We start from the raw sequence: 26,769 nt of genomic DNA on the forward strand, positions 1-26,769 counted from the left end.
GTGCGGGGACGGGCGCTGAGATGGTTCAGCACGAGATGCCGGTGGCGAAGGCGAAGCTTCAGCCCTGGAGTTGGAGCGCTTCAGCCATTCGAACGAGCATTGCCGCGGTTTTTGCCCCCAGCTTCCGCATCACGCTGCCACGATGCATCTTGACCGTCGCTTCGCTGATCGAGAGCTCGCTGGCGACCTGCTTATTCATCAGACCGGATGCCACCAGCGTCATCACTTGCCGCTCGCGGGTGGTCAGAAGTGCAAACTTCTCCTGCAACTGCGCAAGGTGCGCGTTGTCGTCGTGTCGATCGATGTCCTTCCGGATCGCGGCAGTGACCGCATCGAGAAGATCTTGATCCCGTATCGGCTTAGTGAGAAAATCGACCGCCCCCAGCTTCATGCCCCTTACGGACATGGGAATGTCGCCGAAAGCGGTCATCAGGATCACCGGGATTCCGACGTTGATCTTCGTCAGGTACTCCTGCAGCTCCAATCCACTGGTGCCCGGCAATCTGACATCGAGCACAAGACACGCGGGCGCATCCGAAAGTTCAACCTTCAAGAAATCCGAAGCAGATCCGTACAAGGCGACCTTGTAGTGCAGGGACTCAAGCAGGTCGCCAAGGGACTCGCGAACCGCGCGGTCATCGTCGACAATGTGAACGACGCCAGAAGGAGGCATGTCTACTGGCTTTCCGACGTCTGAACGGCCTGGCGAAGCGGGAGAGCGAAGATAAACCTCGCTCCGCACCTCCCGTTTTCTTCCACCCATAGCCGCCCTCCGTGGAGTTTCACTATCTTGCGGCAGATCGACAGTCCAAGACCCAGTCCCGCCCCCTTTGTCGTGTAGAGCGTCTCGAAGACCCGCTCTCTGTCAGCCGGGCTGATGCCACCCCCGGTATCCGCGATTGCCACGGAAATCATACCATCAGAGACGCCCGAAGAGAGGGTCAAAATGCGGTTCCCCTCCTCAACCTCGGCCATGGCCTCGATTGCGTTGCGCACGAGGTTGAGCGCGACCTGCTGGACCTGAACACGGTCTGCTTCGACTTGAGGCGATGATCGATCGAACTCGGTCCGGACGATGACCCCGGCTCGCTCGATCTCCCTTTTTGACAGAAGCAGAACCTCCGCAACCGCCTCGTTGATATCGAACTCGGCAAAATGGACCTGCGTGCCTCTCAGGAGAGACCGGACCCCGGTCACGACCTCCGCGGCTCGGCGTGCCTGCTTGATGATGCGCGCGACCGATTTCCGCGCCTCCGGGACTTGAACGGGATCCCTGCTGAGCCAGCGGAGGCAAGCCTCCGCACTCATGATCGTCCCCGTCAGCGGCTGATCGATCTCGTGGATGATCGAGCCGGCGAGCTCGCCAAGGGACGTCAGACCCGTCGCCCGCGCCAACTCGTTTCGCGCATCGGCGAGCGCCTGCTCTGCCGCCCTCCGCTGCGTGACATCCGTGATGATACCTTCCAGCTCGAGGTCGCCGGTCGGTCCCTCGTCGAATTGTCCGACGGCTGCGACATGCAACGTCTTGCCGTTCCGGTGGACCACACGGTACTCGTGGGCAAATGGTGACTTCGTGCTGATCGCCTCGGTGAGAGCCTGCTCCAGCGCGGGATAATCCTCGGGGTGGACCCGGCTCCTGAACACCTCGAATGGAACGGGGTTTACATCCAGGTCGATATCCAGAATGCGATAACATTCGCGCGATCCGCGGGAGAGCAAGGTCCGCGTGTTCCACCGATAGCTGCCCATCCCGCCGATCTGCTGGCCTCTGACCATCCACATGTTGGTCTCGCGCAGCGCCTCGAACAGGCGTACCGATTCGAATGAGACTGCGGCCTGATTGGCAAGCAAGGAAATCACCCACACGCACCGCGGCGTGAAGACATCCGCACCTCCATCCGCTTCGAGATAGAGAACGCCAATCGCCCAGTGCTGATGAATCAACGGCAGGCACAGCTGGGCTATCTTTCCAGACGGCGGGTTCGCGGGGTCGATTAATGCCGAGCTCTCTGCGCCGGTTTGCCTTACTACCGTTTGCTTTCGATCGAGCACCTCTTCGGCGAGGTCGCCCGGCAAGTTGAATTCGGCGTTCGGCGGGAAGGAGGCAAGGAAGTTTGTCCTTTCGCGCGGGAAGCTCGCATCGGCTTTCGCGAGCAACTCTCGTTGCCCGCTAAGCATGATCGCCCCCCGGGTCGCACCGGAATAGCTCAGCGCCTCCATGAGGAGAGCCTTGGCCAATCCTTGATAGCTGATTTCTCTCGATATGATCTGAAACGCTTTTGCGACCAGATCAAATTCGTGCGCCTCGTTATCGAGCCTCATGCCGAGATGTCTCGTAGTGACTTTCATATCCAGGCCTCTCGACGCATCACCCCTCGACTCGCGCATCATGGGGCGGGACAAGAGCGCGTCAGTACGCCGCAACATGTAACGGGACTTACCAACGTTGCCAAGTTTGGCTGCGGGGAGCCGCGGTTCACGAACCAGCAACAGACACCTCGCCGCACGTCGTCGCGCCACATTTTTTCAAGCAGGTGTAACCAATCCGACAGTTGCTCCGAATATCCACGAAAGTGCAGAAGGGCGGCTTTGCGCCCTGCTGATCGTTGGCTGTTCAGCCCCAATCCGAGCGTCGAGACCGCTGCGACGCAGGTCTGCATCGGCAAGGACGGGAATAATGAGCGCGGACTCTCCGAAGACGGAACGCCTGCACGCCTTCTCAGATGCTGTTTTTGCAGTCGTTATTACAATTCTCGCCCTCGACCTGCGCCCACCACACGCTCCGAGCCTCGATGCCCTGTTTGAGCTCTGGCCGACCGTCATCAGCTATATGGTCAGCTATCTCTTCATCGCCATTGTCTGGATGAACCATCACCATCTTCTACGCTACGCAAGCGCAGCGACGCCCCGATTGATCTGGGAAAACTTCGCGCATCTCTTTTTTGTATCGCTTCTGCCGTTCTCGACCGCCTGGATTGCTAGCTCAAGGCTGGCGCCGCTGCCCGTCACCGTCTACGCCGGCATATTCGCCCTCGTGAACGCGACCTATCTGTTGCTGTGCTGGGAAGCCGTCGACCGGCCAGCGATCGAGGAGATCCCAGCCCGCGCGCGCATGAAGATGCGCATGCGATCCTTGACCACCCTGCTCGGCTTCGTCGCCGCGGCGGCCGTCTCGTTGCAGCATCCCATGTTCGCGCTGGCATTGATCTGCGTCTGTCTGGCCGTGTATCTCAAGCCTCAAGTTGCTACAGGACACGCGCCGCGTCCTGCTTCAGAAGATACAACGACACCGCAAGTAGTACGACATCCTTCATCAGGAACGGAACGTTGCCCGTCATCGCCGGAAAGCCGCCCGCAGCAGCGTCCCAACCGTCCGGCATAAACGGAATGATCGTGACTGTTGCGATAAAGGTACCGGTAGATCCAAGGGCGCCCAGAATGCCGAGGCGCTTACTCCAGAAGCCCGCGAATATCAAAGCGCCAAAAGTCCATTCGGAGACGCCGAGAAACCAACTGGCACCTTGATGGCCGAAAACGGGGTAGAGCCACCAGATCAGGGGACCGTTGCTGATGAAGGGTTCCAGACGATCGGCCTCGTACGCCCACCACTTCTGGTACCCGAAAAAAAAGAACAGGATCACCATCGACGCCCGAACGATGTGATAATCCAGATCTCCCGCAAGCAACTCCGATATCGGCAGCCTGCTTGCGAACGATTTCCGCGGGACACTCGTCAATGTACTCATGATGTCGATCCTCCTGATCCTAGCTGACAACCCCCAGCGTAATCGACGTCTGGCCAAGATCGATCAGACGCCGGCAGACAAGACCGTCGGGTGCGAAGTCGAGATCGACCTGCGCACCCGGCAAGGCCTTTGCGATCAGCTGCGTGCCGAAACCTCTGCGCTCCGGCCTGGTCACCCTCGGTCCGCCGCGCTCGCGCCACTGGATGGCAAGACCTTGTCCGCCAAGGTAGGGCGGGCTCTCCCAAGTCACCTCAACGGCTCCCGTAGTCGAGGTCAGCGCGCCGTACTTGCTCGCATTCGTCGCCAACTCATGGATGATGACGTGCATCGACAGGGCGATATGCGGCTCCAGCGTGAGGTCCGGCCCCGCCAGCAGAATGCGGCCCGTGTGGAACATCGCGTGCGGCTCGAGCGTTCGCTCCAGCAGTCCCGCAAGAGAGACGCGCTGCTCCCGCACCGAGCCGATCATCCTGTAAGCATCGGACAGGGTCGCGATCCGCGCCGAGAGCGCCGCGCGAAGATCGGCGGTCGTGTTCGCATCGGTATTGTTTACGAAGCACAGCACCACGCTGAGGATGTTGCGCATTCGATGCTGCAACTCCCTGACGAGCAACTCGAGCGAGTCGTCCCGGATCGGGGCAATCCGCTCGTAGCGCGCGCATCCGCTTCCGTCGTGGAACGAATCGGTGACAGTGTGCCTCATGTGCAGACCCATTGCTGTTTGCCGAGCCCGATATCGATCAACATCCGCGGCAGATTTTCAGCCTCTTGTCGAGATCTGCGTCCAGGCCTTCCTGCTTCTGATTGAAATCCGTTATGCGCTTCTGCAACGCATCTTCGGCGACTGAATTCGGCATGAATGCATTGCCGCGCGGCTGCACGTGTACGCTCTCAGGCGGGCTCGGCGCTTTCGGCGACGGCGCGGGGAGAGGATCCGCCAGGGCAGTCAGGGGAATGGCGGCGAAGCTCAAGATGAGGGAGGAACGGAGTTGCATGGTCGCACCTCAACGCAGTTGATTACCATGAAGACACACACAGTATGCAGGATATGCGAGGGCCTCGCTGTTCGTGGATTGCGCCGATTGAGGCGATATTGTCGGAATGACTCCGGCTGCGCCTTCGATACGACCTAGGGTGCCGCTCGCGCGAGCCTTCGCTCCGCGAGAATGACCGAGAAGAGCTCTCTGTCGTCAGTCCAATCGGCGATGGGATCCCATCCGCCGGCCTGGAGCAGAACGAAGGCATCCCTCCGCCCGTATTTGAGGCTATTCTCCGTGTGGATGGTCTCGCCCTTCGTCAAGAAAAAGACCCGCCCATCGACCTCGAAGCGGACATCGCGAGTGGCTTCCAGATGCATCTCGATACGCGCTTCCGCTTCATTCCACCGCGCCACGTGGCGAAACGCGCCCAAGGGAATCGAGCCGCCCAGCTCGCGGTTGATCCGATGCAAGAGGTTTAGATTGAACGCCGCCGTCAGCCCTTGCGTGTCATCATATGCCGGCAGCAGAGTATCCTGATCCTTGATGCGATCGATGCCTATCAGCAGCATCGATCCGACACCCAAGGTCGTCGCCATTGCCCGCAACAAATCGACCGCCGCAGAGACAGTCAGGTTTCCGATCGTCGACCCTGGAAAGAAGCCGAGGCGCGCAGTCGACGCAATCTCTTCCGGCAGCGTAAAGGGATAGGTGAAGTCGGCCTCGGTTGGGTAGATCGGCAGCCCGGGGAATGCATGCGACAAGCCTGCCGCAACCTCCCGGAGGAACTCACCCGATATGTCGATCGGCACATAGGCAGAGGGCTCCGTCTCCGCCAGCAACAGTCGCGTCTTTGCCGAGGAGCCCGAACCGAACTCTATGACTGCGCGGCCCGAGCCCGCGAGCGCGGAGATTTCCGATACTGCGGACGCAAGGATCGATCGCTCGGCTCGCGTCGGGTAGTATTCGGGCAGCAGCGTAATCGCCTCAAACAGAGCCGATCCGCGGCGATCGTAAAGCCATCTCGCCGGAATTGCCTTTGGCGCGAGACTTAACCCCTCCATGGTGTCGTAACGGAATGCCGTCGTGAGGTCGGCCGCGCCGGATCGCACTTCGTTCTGGAGTTGAAGCAATTTCACTTTTCCTTTGTACGGCCGGGCCGCGGCCGCAATTACGTTAAGAGACCAACGCCGCCAATTTCTTCAGCCCGCGGTGGATATTGATCTTGACCAGGGCCGCCGACTGACCGGTCACGCCGGACGCTCGCGCGATGCTGAGACCATTGAGCTTCACGAGACGGATCACGCTCTCTTGTGCCGGCTTCAACCGGCCAAGCAACTGGTCCAGCGCAGCAGCGCTGATGGCGGCCCCCTCGTGATCCTCGACCGCGATTTCGTCGTCGAGCGAGAGCGCGCTGTAGCGCGATGCATCGCGAACGCGATCGACCCATTTGTAGCGGGCAATAGCCGTAACCCAGGCGCCAAAGGGCTTCGACGGCGCGAAAGTGTGGCGTTTGGCATGAATGGCCAGAAGCACCTCCTGCCGCGCATCGTCGGCGGCCGGATAGGGAAGCCGGCGCGAGTAGTAGGCGCGAAGCCACAGATCCAGCTCGCGCAGCAATTGCTCATATGCCGCTCCATCCCCTTCTCGCGCCGCAAGCATGAGGCGGCCCCATCGCTCCGAGCAATCATTCCATCTCTGCCAGCGAGCGGTTTTCGCGCCATCAGGTCGCGATGAACCCGCATCCTCCCGGGTTCGTGGACGCCGCGATTCGTCTGCGCCAGAGGATTGCGGGGCCATTGAGGACGTGATCTCGTCACCCGAGAGCGCTTTCATGGTCGAAGGCTCCTGTCGAGACACTCAAGCAGCGCGCTAGGCTCAAACGGCTTCCTGAGAAGACAGAATGCGCCGATCGATGCCGCTTCCGCGTCCAGCTGCTTGTGAGGAAGCGCGGTAATGAGAATCACCGGCGCCCTGACCTTCTGCTGATGGAGCTGGCGAACGAGGTTGAGCCCGCCCATTCCGGGCATGTGAACGTCGGCGATGATGCAGTCGAAGCTGAACCGATCAGCGTAGCTCAGCAGCGCTTCGGCTCTGTCAAACGGCTCGGAGCGGTAGCCGATCGATCGCATCAGATCCACCAAAGACAGGCACAAGGCCTCGTCGTCATCGACAACTCCTACAAAAGGGACCTTCACCGGACTTCCCCTCGCAAAGCGCAACCATCATCGATACGCGATCGCAACGAGATCGACCGGCGCGCAAGCCACCGTCCCTTCGACGAGGCGGCTGCTATCGTAACGCTCGCTGCTTTTTCGCGAGAGGCGCATGTTCGGTCTCCCCAACCGAGGAAAATCCAGTAGCTGCGCCAAGATGGTTGCGCAGGTGAGCCCGGAGCATGCGTGCGGCAGGTGCCCTCTACAATCTCACGATTGTGATGCACAAATCCATACTTTGGTATGGGTTTGCGGCGGCAACACGACCACCGGGGTAACACGGACACGCAGCAGCAAGACTGCCCTTCGTCTCACGACGTCATTCGCAGATGCCAGAACGCGAGCGAAGTCAGGCCACGCAGATGCCGGTCGCCTGCGGCCGAACAGCGCAATTTTGAGAAACGCGCGATAATCCGCGCACAGCGTCCCCTTCGAAGCTTGGCTACCGTTCAGATGACGACAAACGTCGACGCCACCCTTGGCGCCAATCCGCGACCTCAATGATGAGACACATCAGATGGACCACCTCATAAAGAAACTGTCCAAACTCGATCTGGTCGGGGGCGATTTTGACTACCACGCCACGCGTGTGGCGATGATCGTCGTCTTCCTTGTCTTCAGCTGCCAGAAATGGTTCGACTATGAAGCGCATGCGTTGATTCCTTTCATCAGTCACGGGCCCCTGATCTTCTGGCTGTATCCGGTGTTTGGCGTACGCGGGGCGGCCTACTTCCTGGGTTCCGCGGAATTGTTGTTTGGATTGCTTCTTCTGCTCGGATTCTGGAACCGAAAACTGGCGGTCCTGGGATCATTGGGTTCATGCGCGACCTATGTCGCTACCGTGACGATCATTCCGTTTTTCCCCGATGCCTGGGCTGCACCGGCCGGCGGCTTTCCCGCGGCCACGTTGCCGTTCCTCTTCCTCATGAAGGACGTCGTGCTGCTTGCGGCGTCGGTCTATCTGCTCAAGCAGGACATCCTCCGGGCAGCGGCCGAAGTGTCCCCGACTCAGAACGGGATCGTCCGACAGGAAGCGATGCAGTAGTCCCGGTTGGTGCTGGAAGCGCAAGCTCATCACCGTCCAGCGTGACGGGCGATGAGCTGCTCGGCTACATCGGCAAGGTTGTTGCCGATGATCTGCGGCTGGGGCCCAACTCCGAGGATGTCGTTTCCGGACCGCCTGATGAATGCAGCTTCCCAACCGGCCGCCACGGCGCCGAGCGTATCCCAGGCGTGGCAGGCGATCATGCAGAGCTGCGACGGACGGGCTCCCAGTTCATTCTCGACGTGCGCGTAGGTTTGCGGCGAGGGCTTATATACCTTGACGCTGTCCACGCTGAACGACCTTTCGAAGAATTCTGAAATTCCACCGCGTTCGAGCTGGCAGGTCTGAACTTCAGCCAGGTTGTTTGTCAGGGTGAACAGCCGAAAGCCGGCATCGCGCAGCTTCCGCAACGCACCCGGCACTTCCGGATAAGGCGGCATCGTCGCGAATTTTTCCTTGAGCTCCTCGCCGTCTGCGCGCTCGATCCTGATGCCTTCGGCGTCCGCGAGCATCTTCAGGACGGCAGCACCGATCTCCGTGAACGGCACATAAGCGCGTGCCGCCGTCAGGGCCAGCGAATACATGACGAGGTCGGCGAACCAGAGCCGCATATCGACCTTGTCTCCGAAGATGCGCTTGAACGTCGGTTCCATCGTCCGAAGGTCGAGAAGCGTCTCGTTGACGTCGAACACGATCAGGGGAAGGTCGGACATGCTGCAAGCTCCATCTTCGCTTCGGCCGCGACCCAAGGATGCACGGTCTGCGCAGGTAATGCCGCAAGCCGGATCGGGACGGTCTGGGCAAGTCATTCGTGGACGGGCGCGGTTTGGTTACAGCGCGAGCCAAATCGGGCCGCGGCCTAGCCTCGACCAGTCCTGCCCGAACCGAATGCGGCTCATGTCATGGCTCAGATCCCGGCTATTGTTGGGGCCTGGTGTTGGGAGTACGTTCCCCCTACGGGATAGACAAACACCTTTCCCGCGTTTTCAACCGAGTGGCCGGCTAGTTCCGGAGTCCGGCAGATGCACGTATCCTCGCGGATTCCCACCAACGGCGATGCCGGTCTCAAGGCCTCATGGGACGACGGCGAGCGCTTGTTTTGCCGCGAACGGCGCCGGGGCGCCGATGGGAACGTCAAGAGTGTCCTGATCGTCATGGCCGCCGCGGAACACCCGCCTGCCGCGATCCTCGACCGGCTCGCCCATGAATACGCCTTGCGCGACGAGCTCGATGGGACCTGCGCCGTACGGCCGCTGGAGCTGATCCGCGACGGCGGTCGAACCTTGCTGATCCTGGAGGATCCCGGCGGCGAGCCGCTCGAGGACCAACTGCTCGGCGTGCCGATGAAGCTGGACCGCTTTTTGGGATTGGCTCTCGCCATCACCACCGCCGTCGACCAGCTCCATCGGCGGGGTCTGATCCACAAGGATCTGAAGCCGGCAAATATTCTGGTGACTGGAACGGACGAAGTCAGGATTACCGGATTCGGCCTGACATCTCGCTTGCCGCGCGAGCGACAAAGGCTCGAACCGCCCGAGACCATCGCCGGCACGCTGGCCTACATGGCACCCGAGCAGACAGGCCGGATGAACCGGTCCATCGATTCCCGCAGCGATCTGTACGCACTCGGCGTGACGTTCTACCGAATGCTCACCGGCGCACTGCCGTTCACCGCCGCCAATCCGATGGAATGGGTGCACAGCCATGTCGCGAGACGGGCCGTTCCGCCCGCCGAACGCATCAATGGCGTTCCCAGCGTCGTGTCGGCGATCGTCATGAAGCTTCTCGCTAAGACAGCCGAGGATCGCTACCAGACCGCCGTCGGCCTCAAGAACGACCTCGAACGGTCGGTCGCCGAATGGGAAGCGCAGGGACGGATCGACGATTTCGTTCTGGGTCGAACCGATACACCCGACCGCCTGCTGATTCCCGAACGGCTATACGGTAGGGAACACGAGATCGAGGCGTTGCTTGCCTCGTACGATCGCGTTGCCCGGAGCGGCACGCCCGAGTTGATCCTGGTGTCCGGCCCCTCCGGTATCGGCAAGTCTGCTCTCGTCGACGAAATGCACAAGGCCTTGATCCCGTTGGGAGGGTTCTTCGCGTCGGGCAAATTCGATCAGCACAGGCGCGACATGCCTTACGCGACGCTCGCACATGCTCTCCAGGGCCTCATCCGGGGCCTTCTCGCCAAGAATGATGCCGAGCTGGCCCCTTGGCGTCGTGCACTGCGCGACGCGCTGGGTCATCTCGGGCAACTGATGGTCGATCTCGCACCGGAGCTGCGGCTGTTGATCGGAGATCAACCGCCTGTCCCGGAGACCTCCCCGCAAGATGCACAACGGCGCTTCCAACTCGTCGTTCGACGCTTCGTTGCCATTTTCGCCAAACCTCACCATCCGCTTGTGCTCTTCCTCGACGACCTGCAGTGGCTCGATGTGGCCACGTTGGAATTGATAGAGTACCTTCTGAACAGATCCGACTTGCGGAATCTGCTTCTCGTCGCCGCGTATCGACCCAACGACGTCGACGTCAAACATCTGCTGGCGCAGTGGCTCTCGGAAATTCGCGCTTCCCGTAAACGCGTTCGAGAAGTCGACCTTGCCCCCCTCACTCGCGATGCCGTTGGGGAGTTCGCCGCGGATGCACTTCGCTGCGAGCCGGCATACGCCATGCCGATCGCCGAGCTGGCATACGAGAAGACGGGAGGCAATCCGTTCTTTCTCACGCAGTTTTTGCAGGCGCTGGCCGAAGAGAAGCTACTCACCTTCGATCATGACAAACGGCAATGGCGCTGGGACCTCGAACGCATCGAGGACAAAAGCTACGCCGAAAACGTCGCGGATCTCATGGTCGGCAAGCTGAGCGGCTTGCGCGACGAGACACGTCGGGCGCTGCTCGAACTCGCCTGTCTGGGCAGCAGCGCCGAGGTCGCAATGCTCAGCCTTGTGCACGGAGGATCCGAGCAGACGCTTCACGTCGACATGCGAGACGCGACGCGTCTCGAGCTAGTTCGACGCCTCAACAACTCCTACGTGTTCGTGCACGATCGCGTGCAAGAGGCCGCCTATGCGCTTGAACCGGACCAGCACAGGCGGACGGCCTTGCACCTTCGGATCGGCATGGCGCTGGCGGCACAGCCGACGCCTGACGAAACCAACGAGCGCGTCTATATCGTTGCCAACCAGCTCAACCGCGGCATCGCCGCCTTGGCAAGGGACGCCGAACGCAATCAGGTCATTGCCGTCAATCTCGAGGCGGGCCGGCGTGCGCGAAGTGCAACGGCCTACCATGCGGCAACTACCTACCTCGAAACGGCCCGCAATCTGCTCGGCGAGGAAGGACATCCCCGGTGCAGCCGGGACGCCTTCGCGATCGGCCTGCTGCACGCCGAATGCAAGTTTCTGCTTGGCGATCTGGACACGGCCAAGGCGGAATTGACGATCCTGTCACAGAGCCGATCGGACATTCAGGCTAGTGCCGAGGTCGCCAGACTTCAGGCACAGCTTTACACCGCTGCGGGACAGCTCAAACCGGCGGTCGACGTCTGCCTTGCATTCCTGCACAAGACCGGGATCGACTGGGCTCCCCATCCCGACCGAACCGAAGTGGATGATAATCGGCGACGCCTGCGGGGTTTGGCCGAAAGATTGTCCGACACCCAGCTTCATACGCTGCCGCCGATGACCGATCCGAAACATCGTGCAACGATGTGCGTCTTGGCCGATCTCCTCACACCTGCGTTTCTGACCGATCGCAACCTGTCCGACATCATGCTCGTAGAGGCCACTCGGCTGACGATCGAGCACGGGATTAGCCCTGAAGCCTGCTATCCGCTGACCGCGATATTCGGCGTACTCGCGAGTAACTCAACCGATGCCGAACTCGGATTCCGGCTATCACAATTTGGCGCAACCCTTGCCGATAGACACCCGCAATTAGGACTGAGCGGCCGTGCCCTTTTGGTATTCGGCCTCCACGTAACCCCCTGGATTCGCCCGATCCGATCGGGAAGACCATTCATTCAGCGTGCTCTCGCAACTTGCTTGACGACTGGAGAGCTGGCGTTCGCGGCATACTCGCATCGCGGACTGATATCGGTGGATCTCTTCTGCGGCGATTCGCTAGCGGAGGTCTGCTCGAGCGCCCAACAGGCCTTGTCATTCGCTGAGGGTTTGGGTGTCCGGCTGGCCGCGGAGGGGCTGGTCAGGCAAAGAGAGCTGGCGCGGAGCCTTGCGGGGCGCGATGACAATAATCGCTTCGAGAGCCCGGCGTCGCTTCAGCCTCCGGATGCGAGCGAACCGTTAAGCGCCTTCTTTCACTACGCGACGCAAATTCAGATCGAGGTCCTCGCAGGACGTGACGATGTCGCGATTGACCTCGCCACACACGCCGAAAGGCTCTCCTGGTGCGCCCGATCCTATTCGGACTTTACCGAATACCGGTTCTATACGGCGCTCGCCCATGCCGGGGCTTATCACTCATCAGACTCCGAAGATCGTGAGCACCACCTCGGCGATCTCCGTGAGCACCACCGCAAGCTCACAGTCTGGTCCAACCGCTGCCCGGCAAATTTCGCCGCCCGACAGAAGCTCGTCACGGCTGAGCTCGCGCGCATCGAGGGCCGTGAACTCGAGGCGGAGCAGCTGTACGAAGAATCGATCGGATTGGCGCAAGAATCGGGATTTGTGCAGATCGAGGCAATCGCCGCCGAGCGTGCAGCACGGTTCTATGAGGCGCGCGGCATTCGAACAGTCGTGCTGTCCTACCTGATGAAGGCGCGCGATTGCTACGCGCGCTGGGGCGCCGCGGCAAAGGTGCGCCAGCTCGAGGAATTCCATCCGGGCCTGCGGGAGCGGGGATCCGCGTTTAACGCCGCGGGCACGATCGGAGCGCCTGTCGAGCAGTTGGACCTCGCGACGGTTCTCAAGGTGTCGGAGGCCGTTTCAGGCGAGATCGTGCTGGAGAGGCTCACGGAAACCCTGCTTCGTTCGGCCATCGAGCACGCGGGTGCAGAACGCGGCGTGCTGATTTTGCCGAGGGGCCCCGAGCTGAGAATTCGGGCGGAGGCGGTGACTGGCGGCGGTTCGGTCGCTCTCGATCTTGCCGATTCGCCGATCTCGGCCGCTGAAGTGCCGATGTCGATCGTACGATACACGGCTCGCACGCGAGAAAGCGTCGTGCTTGATGATGCCTCGAGGAGCAACGCATTCGGCGACGACGAATACATCAAGCAAAAACGTGTCCGATCGGCCCTGTGCGTACCGCTCATCAAGCAAGGCGGGACGGTCGCATTTCTGTATCTCGAAAACAATCTTGCCTCGCGCGTATTCACCCCCGCCCGGATCGCGATCCTGAAGTTTCTCGCGTCCGAAGCTGCGACCTCACTCGACAATGCCCGTCTGTATCGGGAGCTTCAGGAGCGGGAGTCGAAAATCCGCCGGCTCGTCGAATCCAACATTATCGGTATCTTCATCTTCGATCACATCCCCGACATTCTCGATGCCAATGAGGCCTTCCTGAAGACCTTGGGCTATGATCGCGATGATCTGGCCGCAGGAAGGTTGCGCTGGGCAGATCTGACGCCGCCCGAATGGCAGGAGCGCACCGATCGCGCCCGCGACGAATTGAAGGCGACGCGGGTCGTCAAGCCGTTTGAGAAGGCGTTCTTCCACAAGGATGGCAGCCGCGTGCCGGTGCTGACCGGCGGAGCCTTGTTCGATAATGAGCAAGAACAGGGCGTCGCCTTCGTGCTGGATCTCAGCGAGCGCAAGCGCGCGGAAACCGAGGCACGCGAGAACGAGCAACGTTACCGCGAGGCCCAGATGGAGCTGGCCCACGCCAACCGCGTGGCGGTGATGGGACAACTGACCGCATCGATCGCCCATGAGGTCAATCAGCCGAACACTGCCGTCATCGCCAGTGCGCAGGCGGCATTGAGCTGGCTCGATCACCAACCGCCAGCGCTGGAGCAGACGCGCAGGGCGCTGACACGCGCCATCGAGAACGGCATCCGCTCCAGCGAGGTCATTGGGCGGATCCGCGATCTGATCAAGAAATCACCGCCCAAACGGGATTCCCTGGCGATCAACAACGTGATCGGTCATGTCATTGAGCTCACGCAAACCGAAGCAGCGCGGAACGGTGTCTCGATCAAGACGGCATTCGCCGATCGTCTGCCCAAAGTCATCGGCGATCGCGTCGAGCTGCAGCAGGTGACGCTTAACCTCATCCTGAACGCCATCGAGGCGCTGAGCGGAACCATGGAGGGCAAGCGCGAACTACTGATCCAGACCGCGCGAGCGGATGCGGATAGCATACTGGTGTCGATCGCGGATTCGGGGCCGGGCCTGTCTGCGGAGGGCCTCGCGCGACTATTCGAACCTTTCTACACGACCAAGTCGGGAGGTCTGGGTATCGGACTGTCCATATGCCGTTCGATCATCGTCGCGCATGGCGGCAGACTGTGGGTGACCACAAACGAACCGCGGGGGGCGGTCTTCCAGTTCACCGTCCCGATCGATGACGGATCTGCAGTTGGCTGAACCATCTCGGCTGGCGTCGTCACAGCGCAAAAATGGTAGAATGACCTGTAACCAAAACCGGGCTGCGAACGAAATATATCCGTCCGATCGCGCCGGCGAAAACCAGGCATAGGCGGGAACAGATCGACATCCGCTAACGGTGCGCAAAGGGAGAGATCAGTTGGGACTATCCTGGCAACAAGGCCCCCTTTCAACGGGAGCAATCGGCCGCTTCCTCGTCCCCGAGCAGCTGCCCAAGCGACTATTATACGTCGAACCGTTACGCCGCCGCATGCGCGTGCACTTTGGGGGACACTGGATTGCCGACAGCGAGAAGGTCCTCCTGCTGTTCGAACCAGGCCGTTATCCCGTGGCCTATTTCCCGGCGACCGACGTTTCGCCCCAAGTCCTCGAGCGCACCGAGCACAGCACCCGACACGTCGACCTCGGGCCAACGTCCTGGTATAGCGTCCGGACGGACGAGCAACACATCGCGGCCCGGGGAGCCTGGCAACACACCGACCTGCCCGCCCATGCGCGCGATTTGCACGGTCTGATCGCCTTCGCCTGGCGGGCCATGGATGCGTTCTACGAGGAAGACGAACGCATCGTGGGTCACGCCGCCGATCCCTATCATTGCATCGACATCCGCCAGACCTCCCGTCACCTCGTGGTCAACCATCAGGGTCGGGTCATCGCCGATACGAAGCGGCCGCTGGTGCTTTACGAATCCGGCTTTGCACCCCGCTGGTACGTTCCACGTGCCGATATCGACGAGTCTGCCCTCACTCCGGTGAAGCTTCAGACCTTCTGTCCGTACAAGGGTCTCTGCAGCTATTATTCCATTGGAGATGCACGCCAAGCGGCCTGGTCCTACCCGGACGCCTATCCCGAGGTCCGCCGCATCTCCAATTTTGTATCCTTCGAACCGGACATCGTCACCGTCCATCTCGATGCCACGCTGATGCGTCTCGAACCCGGCCAGTCGGTGGTTCCACACGGCCCCGATCGTAATCTTGACGTTGCCGAGGTGGCGCCCGAGGCTGGTAACTAGCCAGCGGAATCTGCGACCCGCTGGTAAGAGCTCGGGCGTCGAAACGGAGCTGCATATGGCGCGTCTTCTGTCGGTGAATGTCGGGCTTCCACGTGACGTCACGTGGAAGAATCGAACAATACGTACCGGGATCTGGAAAAATCCCGTGCGTGGCCGCTGTCGGGTTGGCCGATTGAACATTGACGGAGACGGTCAGGGCGACCTGGGCGGCCATGGAGGTGAGCAGCGAGCGATCTTCGTGTACCAGATCGAATCATATCGCTACTGGCAGATGCAGTTGGGCCGCGCCGATTTCGTCCACGGACAGTTCAGCGAGAATTTCACGATCGAAGGACTGCCCGACGATGCCGTGTGCATCGGCGATCGTTATCGAATTGGCAGCGCCGTGTTCGAGGTCACTCAACCTCGCGTGACCTGTTATCGTGTCGGCATCCGGACCAACGAGCCGAAGATGCCGGCACTGCTGACGTCCAGCGGACGGCCGGGGTTTTACTTCCGCGTTCTGAATGAAGGCGAGGTCGGCGCCGGCGACGAAATCGTGAAGGTGGGCGAGGCGGACGATCGAATGACGGTCGCCGAAATCAGCGCACTGCTGTATTCACCCAGTCACCCACGCGATCGGCTGGACCGCGCCTTGCGGATCAGGGCACTTTCGCCCGGATGGCGCGCGTCGTTTGAGGCGCTCATTCAGAGCCAAAAGGCCGGTACGGGGAACAGCGGCAACGCCGGTCTTGCCCCGGCAGCCGCTGCACATCCGGTCGCTCCGGGGTTTCGTCCGCTCGTGGTTGCGTCGATCGATCGAGAGGCCGTGGACGTCATCTCGCTTTCACTGCAGCACCCGGATCGAGAACCGCTGCCGCCGCCTCTGCCCGGCCAGTACGTGGTCCTGCGCCTTCCGCAAACCAACGGCTCGCCGCTCATTCGCAGTTACTCAATCTCGGGTCCCCGATCGACACAGGGCTATCGGATCAGCGTGAAGATCGAGCCGAATGGGGCGGCCGGCTATTACCTGAGCGAGCACATCCACGCAGGCGACGTTCTCGAGGTGAGTTCTCCGCGCGGAGGATTTACCCTGCAACCCGGGGAGCGGCCCGTGGTGTTGCTCAGCGCCGGGATCGGGGCAACGCCCGTACTGGCCATGCTGCACGCCCTCGCGGCGGCCCGCTCGACACGGCAAATCTTCTGGTTGCATGCTGCACGCAATCGGCAGCATCATCCATTCGCCGGCGAAGTACGCCGTCTGATGCTTGCCCTCTCACAGGGCCGCAGCTTTGTCTGCTACAGCAGACCAGATCCGCATGACAGGCTGGGCGAGGATTTCGATGCTCCTGGCCGCCTGTCGCAAGCGGTGTTCGAGGACATCGGTCTTCCGCATGAGGCGGACGTCTATCTCTGCGGGCCGGCTCGTTTCATGGCGGACATGAAACAGGCGCTCGCAGCATCCGGTATGGCGCCGGAACGATTTCATATGGAGATCTTCAATGGCGGCGAGTCAATGATGCCCGGCATCGTCGGCGCAGCCATGCGAGCTCCGCACCCGCCCAAGGACGCCGCCGACAGCGGCCCGCTGGTATCCTTCGCGCGTAGTGGCATCGCCGTCCATTGGAAACCGTCGGCTTACGCAAGCATTTTGGAGTTGGCCGAGGCATGCGACGTTCCGGTCCGCTGGTCGTGCCGGACTGGCGTCTGTCACAACTGTGAAAGCGGCCTGGTTTCCGGCGCGGTGGCCTATGAGCCGCTGCCGCTCGATCAGCCGGCCGACGGCAATCTCCTGATTTGCTGCGCACAGCCGGTTCAAGACGTCGTCATCGATTTGTAGATCGCAAGGACCCAATCAGCGGGGCCATCATGAAGTTTTCGGTCGAGGTGATTACCGTTCCCGTGGCAGACGTCGAGCGGGCGCTGCGCTTCTATGTCGATCAGGTCGGCTTCGTTCTCGACGTCGACTATTCGCCGAATGACGTATTCCGCGTGGTGCAACTCACGCCTTCCGGCTCGAACTGCTCGATCCAGATCGGCAAGGCCATCACCGACGCGCCCGCAGGGTCGCTTCGCAACGCCTATCTCGTCGTCACGGACCTCGAGGCGGCACGCCGCGACCTGTTGGAACGTGGCGTTCAGGTTAGTGATATCAGGCACAAGACGCCGATCGCCGCATGGGACGGTGGCTTTGCCCCTGGACTAGATCCCGGGCGCGGGGACTACGCCAGCTTCGCCGACTTTTCGGACCCGGACGGCAATAGCTGGGTGCTCCAGGAACGAGGCTACCGCAAGGCTTGAAGCGTGCGGCAGCGTCCAGACATCGTCGTGCGTGGTGGCGCGACCTCGCCGGCGCAAGAGGCCGCGGCATCCGCGTTGTCGCTCGCAAGGCCGTATCGACACCAGTCACGGCGGACCAGTGTCCTCCATCGGCGCCTTTGAGACGAACAAGCATATCTCCGAGATCGCCCAGCATTCAGCTTTTCGTGTCTGCAACTATTGTTGCCCGCAACGGAGCCGCTCATTCCGAGCCTCCATCAGGAGAGCGCCACCATGTCCCATCGCTCGAACCAGACACGCTCGTTCCGTTCCGCTGTTGCGGGCTTTCTCATGATCGGCCTGCTGTCGCCCGCACATGCCACCGACCGAAGCACCTCTCTCGACGCTCTCCCCGACCTGCCGTCGCGGGCCGCCGAGCGTTTCGCCTCGGCCGAGCCGACGTCGCACCTGCCCTGGCTCGCTCCGGTCGGCCACCATCAGCCGAGCCAGGCCGACGCGCCTCAATCGAATGCTCTGTCGGCTTGGGAGCGTGAGCAGCAACGCGATCAGATGCTGGATCGCAAGCTGATCATCTGCCGTGGATGCTGACGTGGCCCGGCCCCCTCAAGCCCACCTGCCTATGCATTTTCGCTCCCCGATATCGCCTCTGCGCTCGCCAGCTCCAACCCGTCAATCGTCGCGGGAGCCTGCGCCGCCTTTCGCCATTGCGCAGGGGTAATGCCCATGTGGGCCTTGAACGCCCGCTGGAACGCCGCCTCCGACTGATAGCCGACCGCTTCCGCGACCGCTCCGGTCGAGATCGACCCTTTTCTCAATTCATTCGTTGCCAGCGTCATGCGGATATCGGTCAGCAGATCGCTCGGCGAGCGTCCGACCTTCTCCTGAAATTGACGGGCAAGTGTCGCACGCGACATATTGGCGAGCTGCGCGAGCTCGGGCAGCGTCCATGCACGCGCAGGCTCGTTGAACATGGCCGCAACCACTGGCGCGAGGCGCGGGTGACCTGCGAGCGCAAGCAGCCCGCGCGGCGCCTCCCCGGTCTCGCTGGCGAGGCGGAGCACGAGCGCGAACATCGCCGTCGACAACGCGTTCAGCATCGCTCGGCCACCGAGATGATCATCTGCCGTCTCGCCGCGCATCAGGGCAACGAGGCCCGCGAGCCGCCCGGCACTGTCCCGTCCGCCTGCCTGCTGCGCGCCGGCGCGCATGATCAGGACCGGCGGCAGATAATTGCGCAGCAGCCGGTCGTGCGGCGGAGCGATCGAAAAATGTCCGCACAACAGATCGAGCCGCGCGTCCGAGCCGGGATTTTCGCTGATCGTGAAGTTGAGTGAAGCGCGATTGTGAGCCTTCAGCGGCGCAGCGCCGCCGCCGTCGTGCATGACATGTCTTGGATTGCCTGGCAGCAGGAGAATGTCCCCGGTCTCCAGCCGCAGCGGCTTGCCGCCGGCAGGGTCTTCCAGGATGGCCGAGCCACCGACGACCGCGTGATAGGGAATCTCATTCGTCTCGCCCGGACCCTGCTCGATCCGCCAGGGCGCGCCATAGGAGCAGCGCAGGTCCAGACGACCGCGCACCGGCATCATCTCGAACAGCCGGCTCAGCCAATCCATCACGCTTTCCAAATTGAGACGGATGAGCATATATATGCGCTATTATGGCATTAATAATCTCATATCCGGGCCGTACTGTCACTCCGCAATCGTTCACCGCCCCAACCAAGGAGTGCCACCATGTCCCGTCTTCCCGTCCCGAACCTCGAAGCTGACGCCGGCCCGTCCGGCCAGCTCTACGCCCAGATCAAGAAGGCCATTGGCAGTGTGCCGAACACTTTTGCGGCGCTCGCCGCCCATGGCCCGGCCGCGCTCAAGGCCATCCTCGCTGCAGACACCGTGCTCGCCTCCGGGGGCCTGACCAAGTCCGACAGGGAGATCATCAAGCTGGTGATCAGCGAGGCCGCCCGCTGTGACTATTGTGTCGCCGCCCATAGCCATCTCGGAAAGCTCGTCGGCCTGACACCGGAGGTGCTGAAGCAGATCCGCGATGGCCAGCCGACCGGCGATGCCCAGCGTGATGCGCTGGTCGCTTTCGTCGACAAGCTCGCGCGTACCAGCGGCACGGTCAGCGACAAGGATTTCGCCGCGATCAAGGCTGCCGGGTACAGCGACGCACAGCTCGTCGACATCAGCCTCGCCTTCGCGACCACCGTGTTCACCAACGTCTTCAACCGCATCAACGACACCGAGATCGACTTCCCGGCGGTCGCCTGACGCGACGGCCGCCACGTCAATCATCTCACATCAGGGATCACGACCATGACCACGCTTTCCAACACCCACACCGCCCAAACTCCTCTCGTCCGCGCCCTGCAGGGATCCGGCCTGCTCGCGGAAGATCTCGACTACCATATCGTCCGCACCTCGATGGTGATCATGTTCTTCTTCTTCGGTTACGAAAAGTGGTTTCCGTACAAATTCGAACGGCTGGTCCCGTTCATCAGCAACGGCCCCTTGATCTGGTGGCTCTATCCCGTGTTCGGCCATGCCGGCGCCAGTTATTTCCTCGGCGTTTCTGAATGGACCTTTGGCGCGCTGCTACTCGCGGGCTTCTGGAGCCACCGGCTTGGCGTCTCGGAGCGCTGGGCTCGACAGGCACCTTCATCGCGACCGTTACCATCATTCCCTTCATGCCGGAGGGTTGGGACGTCGCCGCAGGAGGCTTCCCGGCGATGACCGGTAACGTGCCGTTCCTGATGAAGGATGTCGTCCTGCTCGCGGTCTCCTTCTATCTGCTGCGGCAGGACCTGGTTCGCCTGACGCGGCAATAGGGTGGCATCCTGCTGAAGGGCGAAGCGTCGCCGGCGCACTTGGCGTGAGTTGAACCGTGACGTGGCGGAAGCTGCTTGTCCATCCGGTTCAGCCGTGTTGCTGCGTGCCGCTCTGGCGCGCGACGGAACTGGCGATGGCCTCGTGGATCATTCCGATGACCGGCCCCGGCGCCGTGATCGGCGATGCATGATCGACCTTCTCCGAGCGAACCTGCGCACCCATCCGACGCGCAAGGAACAGCTGGGTCGCCGGGTTGATCATGCGATCCTCCTCGGCGACGAGGTACCATGACGGCTTCTCCTTCCACGCCGGTTTCGGAACTTTTTCCTGGATGGCCGCGACGGCAATGGGACCCTGGATCGCGGCGAGGAGCGCGGCCTGTTCGGGCCGGGCATGCTGACACCAGGCGGCACCGAACCGGTCGTCGGGCATCCAGAGGAGACCGTGATTGTCGGGAGTGAGTTTCGGTGCCTCCGGCGACGGCTTGTCACGATAGAATACGTCGGCGACTGTTTCACCCTCGTCGGGGGAGAGAGCCGAAATGAACACCAGCGATCGAACCCTCTCGTTGGTGCATGCACCTATCACGGCGCCGGCATAGGCATGCGCGACGAGGACGAGCGGGCCGTCGGTCCGCTCCAATGCCCGCTCGAGCGCCGCAACATCATCCGACAACGACGAGAGCGGAATTGGTGCCGCCAACGTCTTCAACCCTCTGGACTGCAACGATGTGATGACGCGAGCCCAGCTTGAACCGTCGGCCCAGGCGCCGTGGACAAGAACGACGGTGACGTTCGCGGCGGCGGTTTCCGATCTTCCGCGCCGGCCCGAACAACTTTCCTGCTCGCATGAGGATTCGCATCCGCCGGCGCAATTGCGCCGAGCTCCGCTGCGGCGACTGTCATTGCCGCTGCACCCAGGAAATACCGGCGATCATGGTTGATTTCCTCAGACATATCTCTTCCCTCGCTCTGCCAGACAGCGCAATCGCGCTTCCGTGGACCCGGACCTCCGCTATTCGGCGATCCGGCCGGTCTGGTTACAAGTGGCGGATCATTTCGACGATCAATTCCCGATTGTTCCCTTGCCGCGGCATCATCGCGCCGGACGGCGTTTTGAGCACGAACGCGTCAGAGACGCTAATTCTGCGACAACGAGATGCCGCGGCGCTGTTAGCATGTTCTGCCGCGCCGTGATCGAGGGGGCTTTGGCAAGTGCGCCGCCGCTCTGTCCAGGCACACGTCGGCGGTTCAAGCCACTAATCCGCTACATTGCCAAACCCACCAAATCGGAAGCGCGGGTCGCGATTGGCCCCCTCAAATTCTTTCCTCGAGATTGTTGAGTCGTCCATTCACGAGCGACAATTGCCACCAAACGGGTACATCTTTCCCGGATTCATGATGCCGTTCGGATCCAGCGCGTTCTTGATGTCCTTCATCAAGGCTACGCCCTCGCCGTGCTCGGTCTTCATGTGCACAATCTTGTGTAGCCCGACGCCGTGCTCACCCGAACAGGTGCCGCCCGTGGCAATCGCCCGGCGCGCGGTCCGGAAGGCAAGCGCCTCCGCACGCTCGGTTTCGGCGGCGTCGTTCGGATCGAACAGGATACCAAGATGGAAATTTCCGTCGCCAACGTGTCCGACGATGGGCGCCGTCAGGCCGGACGCGACGATGTCCGCCTTGGTCTCCAACAGGCACCCAGGAAGGGCCGAGATCGGCACACAAGCATCGGTGCCCATGTTGCTCTTGCCGGGGCTGAGTGCCATCACCGCCTGATAGGAATTGTGGCGCGCCTTCCACAAGCGGTTGCGGTCTTCGGGCCTTTCCGCGAACAGAAACTCACCGCCGCCGTGCTCTCCCGTGATCGCCTGCATCATCTCGACGTCCTCGCGCACGCCGTTCAGCGAGCCCTGGAATTCGAGGAACAGCGTCGGCGACTCCACATAATCGAGCTTCGAGTAGTTGATCGCCGCGCGCATCTGCACCTCGTCGAGCAGTTCGATGCGCGCCAGCTTGAGGTTGGACTGGAGCGCCGTCACGACGGCGTTGACCGCACCCTCGAGCGAGGTGAACTGGCAAACCGCCGCGACGATCGCCTCCGGCATGCCATAAAGCTTGAGCTGGACCTCGGTGATGACGCCAAGCGTGCCTTCGCTGCCGATATAGAGATGGGTGAGATCAAGTCCGGCGGAAGACTTGCGCGCGCGGCTGCCGGTACGCACGATGCGGCCGTCGGGCGTGACGACGGTGAGGCCGAGAATGTTCTCGCGCATCGTGCCGTAGCGCACGGCATTGGTGCCCGAAGCACGCGTCGAGGCCATACCGCCGATTGAGGCGTTGGCACCGGGATCCACTGGAAAGAACAGGCCGGTGTCGCGGATATGCGCATTGAGCGCCTCGCGCGTCACGCCGGCTTGCACCCGGCAATCCAGTGATTCCGGCGAGACTTCGAGAATCTTATCAAAGCGGCTCGTGTCGAGCGACACGCCGCCGGCAAGGGCTGCGAGCTGGCCTTCCAGCGAGGATCCCGCGCCGAACGGCGTCACCGGCACACCATGGTCGTTGCAAAGCGCAAGAACGAACGCGACTTCCTCGTTGGTCTCGGGAAACACCACGAGATCGGGAATGCCGACCGCCGGCAGGCCCTCACCATGACTGTGCTGTTCGAGAATGGTCTGCGAGACGGTCACGCGTGCGCCGAGACGCGCAGCAAGCTTGTCTTTTACGGCGGCGATCGTTGTGGGCTCCGGGCGTGGAAGGGCATGCGCGTTCATGGCGTTCTCCGTTGTGACCCCGCCTCCATCTGCACCACGGCGCTCAAGCCGCCACCGCGGCCAGCAGACGGGAAAAGGCGAGCATGCCGGGATCGTCAAGTCCGATCGTCCTCTCGCCGAACATGCGGGCACGGCCAAGCTTGTTGGGCCGAGCGCGAAACGCGTCAAGCGCGTCCTGCGCGGCCTTTTGCGCGGCGACGGTCGCCTCGTCGCGAGTCGCACAATGCGCGAGCGCGCTGGCAACCGCATCGATCATGTCGACGACGGTCTTGTCGCCAAGCTTGGCGCCACCGCGCGCCATCATCTGATCGCGGATCGACGCCAGCAGCCCGCCGAGTTCGTCCCAGCCGATCTCGCTGCGCCCCCTGGTCGCCTTGGCCAACGTCATCATTGCGACAGTGACCAGCGTGCCGAGGCTCGATCCAGTACCGCTGGCGCACGCCCGCGCACAGGCCTGGAAGACAATGCCGAGGTCATTCTCGTGCGCGGGAATGGCAGTCGCAACGGCCTCGAACAAGCGGCGCAGCATCACGCCGGTGTCGCCGTCCCCCAACCTGCCGTCAGCGGCATTGAGATCGTCCTGCGCGAGCGCCGCTGCATCGCGCGCTCGGGTCGCGGCATGGCGCAGCGTATCGGCCGTGATTGCCACGTCACACCCTCCAGAAGGGACAGGCGCAGGGCGCCGCCAGGAGCCGCTCGCGCTCAGCGTCGAGATGAATGATGCTGATCGAAAGCCCGGCCATCTCCATCGACGTCACATAGTGACCAACGAGCGGGCGCACGATGGTCCGTCCGTCCTTCCTCAACAGCGCGGCAACCCGGCGATAGACGATGAACAATTCCTCGAGCGGCGTCGCGCCGAGACTGTTCACCAGCACGGAGACGCGTTCGGATTTGTCGGTGATGGGGTCGGCGAGCAGGCGCCTGACCATCTCGTCGGCGACATCGTCGGCCGAGCGGAGCTTGTCGCGCCAGATGCCGGGTTCACCATGAATGCCCATGCCCATTTCGATTTCGTCGGCGCCGATCTCGAAGGTCGGCTTCGCGGCGCCAGGGATCTGGCACGGTGACAAGGCAACGCCGATCGTGCGGCAGGCATCGACGGCAGCCTGGGCCGTCGCAGTCACCTCGGTGAGATCGGCCCCCGCATCCGCCTTGGCGCCGGCGATCTTGTAGGCATAGATGATGCCGGCGACGCCGCGGCGCTTGGCGGCCTCGTCCGGTGTCGCCGATGCGATGTCGTCCGTGCCGAGCACGGTCGTGGTCCGGATTCCATTCATCTCGACCATCTCGCCGGCGAGATCGAAGTTCATGCGATCACCGCCGTAATTGCCGTAGAGGCGCAGCACGCCCCGGCCGCCGTCGCCAGCCTTGATCGCCTGGATGCAGGAATCGACCGAAGGACCGGCGAAGACGTCGCCGATGGCACAGGCGTCGAGAAGGCCCGGGCCGACATAGCCGGTGAACAGCGGCAGGTGACCGGAGCCTCCGCCGGAGACGATGCCGACCTTGCCAGGCTTGGGCGCATGGGCGGCGCGGACGACCCGCGCCTCCCGCACGAGGGTCGGGTGAGCCGCCACCAGACCGTCGAGCATTTCGTCGACGAAGGCATCGGCGGCGTTCATCAGCTTCTTCATTCAACCTTCTCCCGAACGGCCCCGATCAGACGTCGTATTCGAGCAGCGCCGGAAGTGTGCGCTCGATGGCAGCGCGGGTGGCAGCGTCGGGCATCGGCATCGGCTGGCGGGAGATGCCGCAGTCGAGGCCTTGCAGGTGGAGCGAATACTTGACGCAGGCCGGCAGGTTGCCGTGCGGCAGCACCGACCAGAAGTTGACGAGTCGGTGGTGGATGGCGAGCGCGGTCTCGTCGTCCTTCTTTTTGACGGCGTTCCAGAGGCGCACGCAGGGGCCGGGCGCTGCGGTCGGCGAAGCGGCCAGCGTGCCGTGCGCGCCAAACTGGAAGCAGGAATAGAGCAGATTGTCGACCGCGGCGAGGATGACCTTGTCCTTCGGCGCATTGGCGACGAGCTCGGCGGTTCGCGTGATGTGACCTTGGCTCTGCTTGATGCCGACGACCCACGGAAGCTCGTTGAGGATGCGCAGCACGAGCGGCGTTGAAAGCAGGTTCCAAGGAATGACGTTGTAGAGCAGGACAGGCGTCTTCAGGACCTCCGTCAGGGTCTTGAAGTGCCCGAAATTCGAGTCGTCGTCCGGCTGGAAAACGTAGAAGACCGGCGTCACCTGCAAGGCGTCGACCTTGAGGTCGGCGATCAGCTCGCCGCGCTTGATGACCTCGCGCGTCGAGTTGGCGATGATGCCCGCGACGACCGGCACGCGGCCCGCGACTTCCTCCATGGTGATTTCGCCAAGCCGGCGGAACTCGCCGAGCTCCAGCGCCTGGCCCTCGCCGGTCGAACCGCCGAAGCAGAGGCCGTGCACCCCTTTGCCGAGCATAAAGCGGATCTGGTTTCGGAACTTGGCTTCGTCGATATCGCCCTTCGCGTCGAAGGGGGTGGTGAGTGCCGGGATGATGCCGTGAAACTTCGTCATGATGTGGTACTTGCCTTTGCTTAGGTGGGAGGGTTGTGAAGGGGAACAGCATCAGGCGCCGAGATAGGCGTCGCGTACGTGGTCGTCGCGCAGCAACTCGTCGGCATGACCCTCGAGCGCGATGCTCCCGCCCTCGAGCACATAGCCGTAGTCGGCGACGCCGAGGGCCGCGTAGGCGTTCTGCTCGACGATCACGACCGTGCGGCCGCCCTCGGCGATCTTGCGGATGCTCGCGAACATCTCGGTGGTCAGCTTGGGCGACAGGCCCATCGAGGGCTCGTCGAGCAGGAGTAGCCGCGGGCCGGCCATCAGCCCGCGTCCGATGGCGAGCGCCTGCTGCTCGCCGCCCGAGAGCACGCCCCCCATGTCTGCCGCCTTGCGTTTCAGGACCGGGAACAGTTCGAAGACCTCGTCGAGGGTGGCGCTGATCCCGCCCTTGTCGTGACGGCGCACATAGGCTCCGACTTCGAGGTTCTCCATCACGGTCAGCGTGCTGAAGATGCGCCGGCGCTGCGGCACACAGGCGATGCCACCGGCGACGACCTTGTCGATCGCGCGGCCGGCGATCGGCTCGCCGGCGAAGGTAACGGTCCCCTTCGACGGCTTGAGCTTGCCGATGATCAGGTTGAGCGTCGTCGACTTCCCGGCGCCGTTGGCGCCGATGATCGCCGCCACCTCACCGCGTTCGACATGAATGGACAGGTCGATGAGAATCTGCGCCTTCCCGTAGAACACGTCGACTTGCGACAGTTCCAGCTCGGGCGGCTCGGATGGGGCGATCGTCAGCATCGAGGCGC

The 26,769-nt window shown here is 62.3% G+C and carries 24 protein-coding genes and 1 pseudogene; 10 read left to right on the forward strand and 15 right to left on the reverse strand.

Annotated elements, in window-relative coordinates; genetic code table 11:
• Positions 1 to 58: 58 nt before the first annotated feature.
• Both I6F35_RS34905 and I6F35_RS34910 read right to left on the reverse strand, forming a co-directional pair.
• Complete coding sequence (locus I6F35_RS34905) at positions 59 to 673, reverse strand: response regulator (RefSeq protein WP_225122171.1); 615 nt, start codon at positions 671 to 673, stop codon at positions 59 to 61.
• Between the two features lie 2 nt (positions 674 to 675).
• A complete protein-coding gene (locus I6F35_RS34910) occupies positions 676 to 2,322 on the reverse strand; it encodes an ATP-binding protein (protein WP_225122172.1) in 1,647 nt (548 codons plus the stop codon).
• Between the two features lie 355 nt (positions 2,323 to 2,677).
• On the opposite strand from I6F35_RS34910, the pseudogene I6F35_RS34915 reads away from it, so the two are divergent.
• A pseudogene (locus I6F35_RS34915) lies at positions 2,678 to 2,947 on the forward strand (TMEM175 family protein); the annotation flags it as partial.
• Positions 2,948 to 3,245: 298 nt separating this feature from the next.
• On the opposite strand, the gene I6F35_RS34920 reads toward I6F35_RS34915, so the two are convergent.
• The 5 genes from I6F35_RS34920 to I6F35_RS34940 all read right to left on the reverse strand — a co-directional run bounded on the left by I6F35_RS34920 (position 3,246) and on the right by I6F35_RS34940 (position 6,921).
• Positions 3,246 to 3,746, reverse strand: a complete 501-nt coding sequence (locus I6F35_RS34920; RefSeq protein ID WP_225122173.1) for a DUF417 family protein — start codon at positions 3,744 to 3,746, stop codon at positions 3,246 to 3,248.
• A gap of 19 nt (positions 3,747 to 3,765) precedes the next feature.
• Positions 3,766 to 4,449, reverse strand: coding sequence for a sensor histidine kinase (locus tag I6F35_RS34925; protein WP_225122174.1), 684 nt, complete (start codon positions 4,447 to 4,449; stop codon positions 3,766 to 3,768).
• Positions 4,450 to 4,875: 426 nt separating this feature from the next.
• Positions 4,876 to 5,787 carry an L-histidine N(alpha)-methyltransferase gene (gene egtD, locus I6F35_RS34930; RefSeq protein WP_225122203.1) on the reverse strand — a complete coding sequence of 304 codons (912 nt, stop codon included), beginning with the start codon at positions 5,785 to 5,787 and terminating at the stop codon, positions 4,876 to 4,878.
• A gap of 112 nt (positions 5,788 to 5,899) precedes the next feature.
• Positions 5,900 to 6,559, reverse strand: a complete 660-nt coding sequence (locus I6F35_RS34935; protein WP_225122175.1) for a sigma-70 family RNA polymerase sigma factor — start codon at positions 6,557 to 6,559, stop codon at positions 5,900 to 5,902.
• A complete protein-coding gene (locus I6F35_RS34940) occupies positions 6,556 to 6,921 on the reverse strand; it encodes a response regulator (protein WP_225122176.1) in 366 nt (121 codons plus the stop codon). Before I6F35_RS34940 ends, I6F35_RS34935 begins: the two co-directional genes overlap by 4 nt.
• A 535-nt stretch (positions 6,922 to 7,456) precedes the next feature.
• Here I6F35_RS34940 and I6F35_RS34945 point away from each other — a divergent pair.
• The gene (locus tag I6F35_RS34945; RefSeq protein ID WP_225122177.1) at positions 7,457 to 7,984 is read left to right on the forward strand and encodes a DUF417 family protein; all 528 of its coding nucleotides are present in this window, start codon (positions 7,457 to 7,459) and stop codon (positions 7,982 to 7,984) included.
• Positions 7,985 to 8,013: 29 nt separating this feature from the next.
• Here I6F35_RS34945 and I6F35_RS34950 read toward each other — a convergent pair whose 3' ends face one another.
• Positions 8,014 to 8,697, reverse strand: coding sequence for a haloacid dehalogenase type II (locus I6F35_RS34950; RefSeq protein WP_225122178.1), 684 nt, complete (start codon positions 8,695 to 8,697; stop codon positions 8,014 to 8,016).
• Positions 8,698 to 9,006: 309 nt separating this feature from the next.
• On the opposite strand from I6F35_RS34950, the gene I6F35_RS34955 reads away from it, so the two are divergent.
• The 5 genes from I6F35_RS34955 to I6F35_RS34975 all read left to right on the forward strand — a co-directional run bounded on the left by I6F35_RS34955 (position 9,007) and on the right by I6F35_RS34975 (position 18,409).
• Positions 9,007 to 14,529 carry an AAA family ATPase gene (locus tag I6F35_RS34955; protein WP_225122179.1) on the forward strand — a complete coding sequence of 1,841 codons (5,523 nt, stop codon included), beginning with the start codon at positions 9,007 to 9,009 and terminating at the stop codon, positions 14,527 to 14,529.
• A gap of 160 nt (positions 14,530 to 14,689) precedes the next feature.
• Positions 14,690 to 15,562: a DUF427 domain-containing protein gene (locus I6F35_RS34960; protein WP_225122180.1), complete on the forward strand. Its 873-nt coding sequence runs from the start codon at positions 14,690 to 14,692 to the stop codon at positions 15,560 to 15,562.
• Between the two features lie 55 nt (positions 15,563 to 15,617).
• Positions 15,618 to 17,381 carry an MOSC and FAD-binding oxidoreductase domain-containing protein gene (locus I6F35_RS34965; RefSeq protein ID WP_225122181.1) on the forward strand — a complete coding sequence of 588 codons (1,764 nt, stop codon included), beginning with the start codon at positions 15,618 to 15,620 and terminating at the stop codon, positions 17,379 to 17,381.
• Between the two features lie 29 nt (positions 17,382 to 17,410).
• Positions 17,411 to 17,842 (forward strand): VOC family protein, encoded by a 432-nt coding sequence (locus I6F35_RS34970; protein ID WP_225122182.1) that lies wholly within the window; start codon positions 17,411 to 17,413, stop codon positions 17,840 to 17,842.
• Positions 17,843 to 18,151: 309 nt separating this feature from the next.
• Complete coding sequence (locus I6F35_RS34975; RefSeq protein ID WP_225122183.1) at positions 18,152 to 18,409, forward strand: hypothetical protein; 258 nt, start codon at positions 18,152 to 18,154, stop codon at positions 18,407 to 18,409.
• Between the two features lie 29 nt (positions 18,410 to 18,438).
• Here the strand turns inward: I6F35_RS34975 and I6F35_RS34980 are convergent, their stop codons facing one another.
• Positions 18,439 to 19,434, reverse strand: a complete 996-nt coding sequence (locus tag I6F35_RS34980; RefSeq protein ID WP_225122184.1) for an AraC family transcriptional regulator — start codon at positions 19,432 to 19,434, stop codon at positions 18,439 to 18,441.
• 120 nt (positions 19,435 to 19,554) lie between these two features.
• On the opposite strand from I6F35_RS34980, the gene I6F35_RS34985 reads away from it, so the two are divergent.
• The 3 genes from I6F35_RS34985 to I6F35_RS40670 are packed head-to-tail and all read left to right on the forward strand — an operon-like array spanning position 19,555 to position 20,648.
• Entirely contained in the window at positions 19,555 to 20,091 is a 537-nt protein-coding gene (locus tag I6F35_RS34985; RefSeq protein WP_225122185.1) for a peroxidase-related enzyme, read from the forward strand.
• Positions 20,092 to 20,136: 45 nt separating this feature from the next.
• The gene (locus tag I6F35_RS40665) at positions 20,137 to 20,553 is read left to right on the forward strand and encodes a DUF417 family protein (protein ID WP_225122186.1); all 417 of its coding nucleotides are present in this window, start codon (positions 20,137 to 20,139) and stop codon (positions 20,551 to 20,553) included.
• Positions 20,499 to 20,648 (forward strand): DUF417 family protein, encoded by a 150-nt coding sequence (locus I6F35_RS40670; protein ID WP_346283236.1) that lies wholly within the window; start codon positions 20,499 to 20,501, stop codon positions 20,646 to 20,648. The genes I6F35_RS40665 and I6F35_RS40670 overlap by 55 nt, the downstream gene beginning before the upstream one ends.
• An 88-nt stretch (positions 20,649 to 20,736) precedes the next feature.
• On the opposite strand, the gene I6F35_RS35000 is transcribed toward I6F35_RS40670, so the two are convergent.
• From I6F35_RS35000 to I6F35_RS35025, 6 genes are all read right to left on the reverse strand, one after another.
• Positions 20,737 to 21,375: an alpha/beta hydrolase gene (locus I6F35_RS35000; RefSeq protein ID WP_346283235.1), complete on the reverse strand. Its 639-nt coding sequence runs from the start codon at positions 21,373 to 21,375 to the stop codon at positions 20,737 to 20,739.
• A 625-nt stretch (positions 21,376 to 22,000) separates the two neighbouring features.
• Positions 22,001 to 23,422: an FAD-linked oxidase C-terminal domain-containing protein gene (locus I6F35_RS35005; RefSeq protein ID WP_225122187.1), complete on the reverse strand. Its 1,422-nt coding sequence runs from the start codon at positions 23,420 to 23,422 to the stop codon at positions 22,001 to 22,003.
• A gap of 43 nt (positions 23,423 to 23,465) precedes the next feature.
• Positions 23,466 to 24,071 carry a dihydroxyacetone kinase subunit L gene (locus I6F35_RS35010; protein WP_225122188.1) on the reverse strand — a complete coding sequence of 202 codons (606 nt, stop codon included), beginning with the start codon at positions 24,069 to 24,071 and terminating at the stop codon, positions 23,466 to 23,468.
• Between the two features lies 1 nt (position 24,072).
• A complete protein-coding gene (locus I6F35_RS35015) occupies positions 24,073 to 25,059 on the reverse strand; it encodes a dihydroxyacetone kinase subunit DhaK (RefSeq protein WP_225122189.1) in 987 nt (328 codons plus the stop codon).
• A 25-nt stretch (positions 25,060 to 25,084) separates the two neighbouring features.
• Positions 25,085 to 25,972 carry a dihydrodipicolinate synthase family protein gene (locus tag I6F35_RS35020; RefSeq protein WP_225122190.1) on the reverse strand — a complete coding sequence of 296 codons (888 nt, stop codon included), beginning with the start codon at positions 25,970 to 25,972 and terminating at the stop codon, positions 25,085 to 25,087.
• Positions 25,973 to 26,023: 51 nt separating this feature from the next.
• Positions 26,024 to 26,761, reverse strand: a complete 738-nt coding sequence (locus I6F35_RS35025) for an ABC transporter ATP-binding protein (protein ID WP_225122191.1) — start codon at positions 26,759 to 26,761, stop codon at positions 26,024 to 26,026.
• Positions 26,762 to 26,769: the final 8 nt, after the last annotated feature.

The sequence above is a fragment of the Bradyrhizobium sp. BRP22 genome, assembly GCF_020194175.1.
In the GTDB taxonomy this organism is placed as follows: domain Bacteria; phylum Pseudomonadota; class Alphaproteobacteria; order Rhizobiales; family Xanthobacteraceae; genus Bradyrhizobium.

What these genes read in the sequence shown, in the direction of transcription:
- I6F35_RS34935 (WP_225122175.1), bottom strand. Translation starts at nt 6,559, where the DNA reads ATGAAAGCGCTCTCGGGTGACGAGATCACGTCCTCAATGGCCCCGCAA.
- I6F35_RS34905 (WP_225122171.1), bottom strand. Translation starts at nt 673, where the DNA reads ATGCCTCCTTCTGGCGTCGTTCACATTGTCGACGATGACCGCGCGGTT.
- I6F35_RS34980 (WP_225122184.1), bottom strand. Translation starts at nt 19,434, where the DNA reads ATGGATTGGCTGAGCCGGCTGTTCGAGATGATGCCGGTGCGCGGTCGT.
- egtD (WP_225122203.1), bottom strand. Translation starts at nt 5,787, where the DNA reads ATGGAGGGGTTAAGTCTCGCGCCAAAGGCAATTCCGGCGAGATGGCTT.
- I6F35_RS34965 (WP_225122181.1), top strand. Translation starts at nt 15,618, where the DNA reads ATGGCGCGTCTTCTGTCGGTGAATGTCGGGCTTCCACGTGACGTCACG.
- I6F35_RS34970 (WP_225122182.1), top strand. Translation starts at nt 17,411, where the DNA reads ATGAAGTTTTCGGTCGAGGTGATTACCGTTCCCGTGGCAGACGTCGAG.
- I6F35_RS34920 (WP_225122173.1), bottom strand. Translation starts at nt 3,746, where the DNA reads ATGAGTACATTGACGAGTGTCCCGCGGAAATCGTTCGCAAGCAGGCTG.
- I6F35_RS34985 (WP_225122185.1), top strand. Translation starts at nt 19,555, where the DNA reads ATGTCCCGTCTTCCCGTCCCGAACCTCGAAGCTGACGCCGGCCCGTCC.
- I6F35_RS34950 (WP_225122178.1), bottom strand. Translation starts at nt 8,697, where the DNA reads ATGTCCGACCTTCCCCTGATCGTGTTCGACGTCAACGAGACGCTTCTC.
- I6F35_RS34925 (WP_225122174.1), bottom strand. Translation starts at nt 4,449, where the DNA reads ATGAGGCACACTGTCACCGATTCGTTCCACGACGGAAGCGGATGCGCG.
- I6F35_RS35020 (WP_225122190.1), bottom strand. Translation starts at nt 25,972, where the DNA reads ATGACGAAGTTTCACGGCATCATCCCGGCACTCACCACCCCCTTCGAC.
- I6F35_RS34945 (WP_225122177.1), top strand. Translation starts at nt 7,457, where the DNA reads ATGGACCACCTCATAAAGAAACTGTCCAAACTCGATCTGGTCGGGGGC.
- I6F35_RS34955 (WP_225122179.1), top strand. Translation starts at nt 9,007, where the DNA reads ATGCACGTATCCTCGCGGATTCCCACCAACGGCGATGCCGGTCTCAAG.
- I6F35_RS40665 (WP_225122186.1), top strand. Translation starts at nt 20,137, where the DNA reads ATGACCACGCTTTCCAACACCCACACCGCCCAAACTCCTCTCGTCCGC.
- I6F35_RS35015 (WP_225122189.1), bottom strand. Translation starts at nt 25,059, where the DNA reads ATGAAGAAGCTGATGAACGCCGCCGATGCCTTCGTCGACGAAATGCTC.
- I6F35_RS34910 (WP_225122172.1), bottom strand. Translation starts at nt 2,322, where the DNA reads ATGAGGCTCGATAACGAGGCGCACGAATTTGATCTGGTCGCAAAAGCG.
- I6F35_RS35005 (WP_225122187.1), bottom strand. Translation starts at nt 23,422, where the DNA reads ATGAACGCGCATGCCCTTCCACGCCCGGAGCCCACAACGATCGCCGCC.
- I6F35_RS35025 (WP_225122191.1), bottom strand. Translation starts at nt 26,761, where the DNA reads ATGCTGACGATCGCCCCATCCGAGCCGCCCGAGCTGGAACTGTCGCAA.
- I6F35_RS34975 (WP_225122183.1), top strand. Translation starts at nt 18,152, where the DNA reads ATGATCGGCCTGCTGTCGCCCGCACATGCCACCGACCGAAGCACCTCT.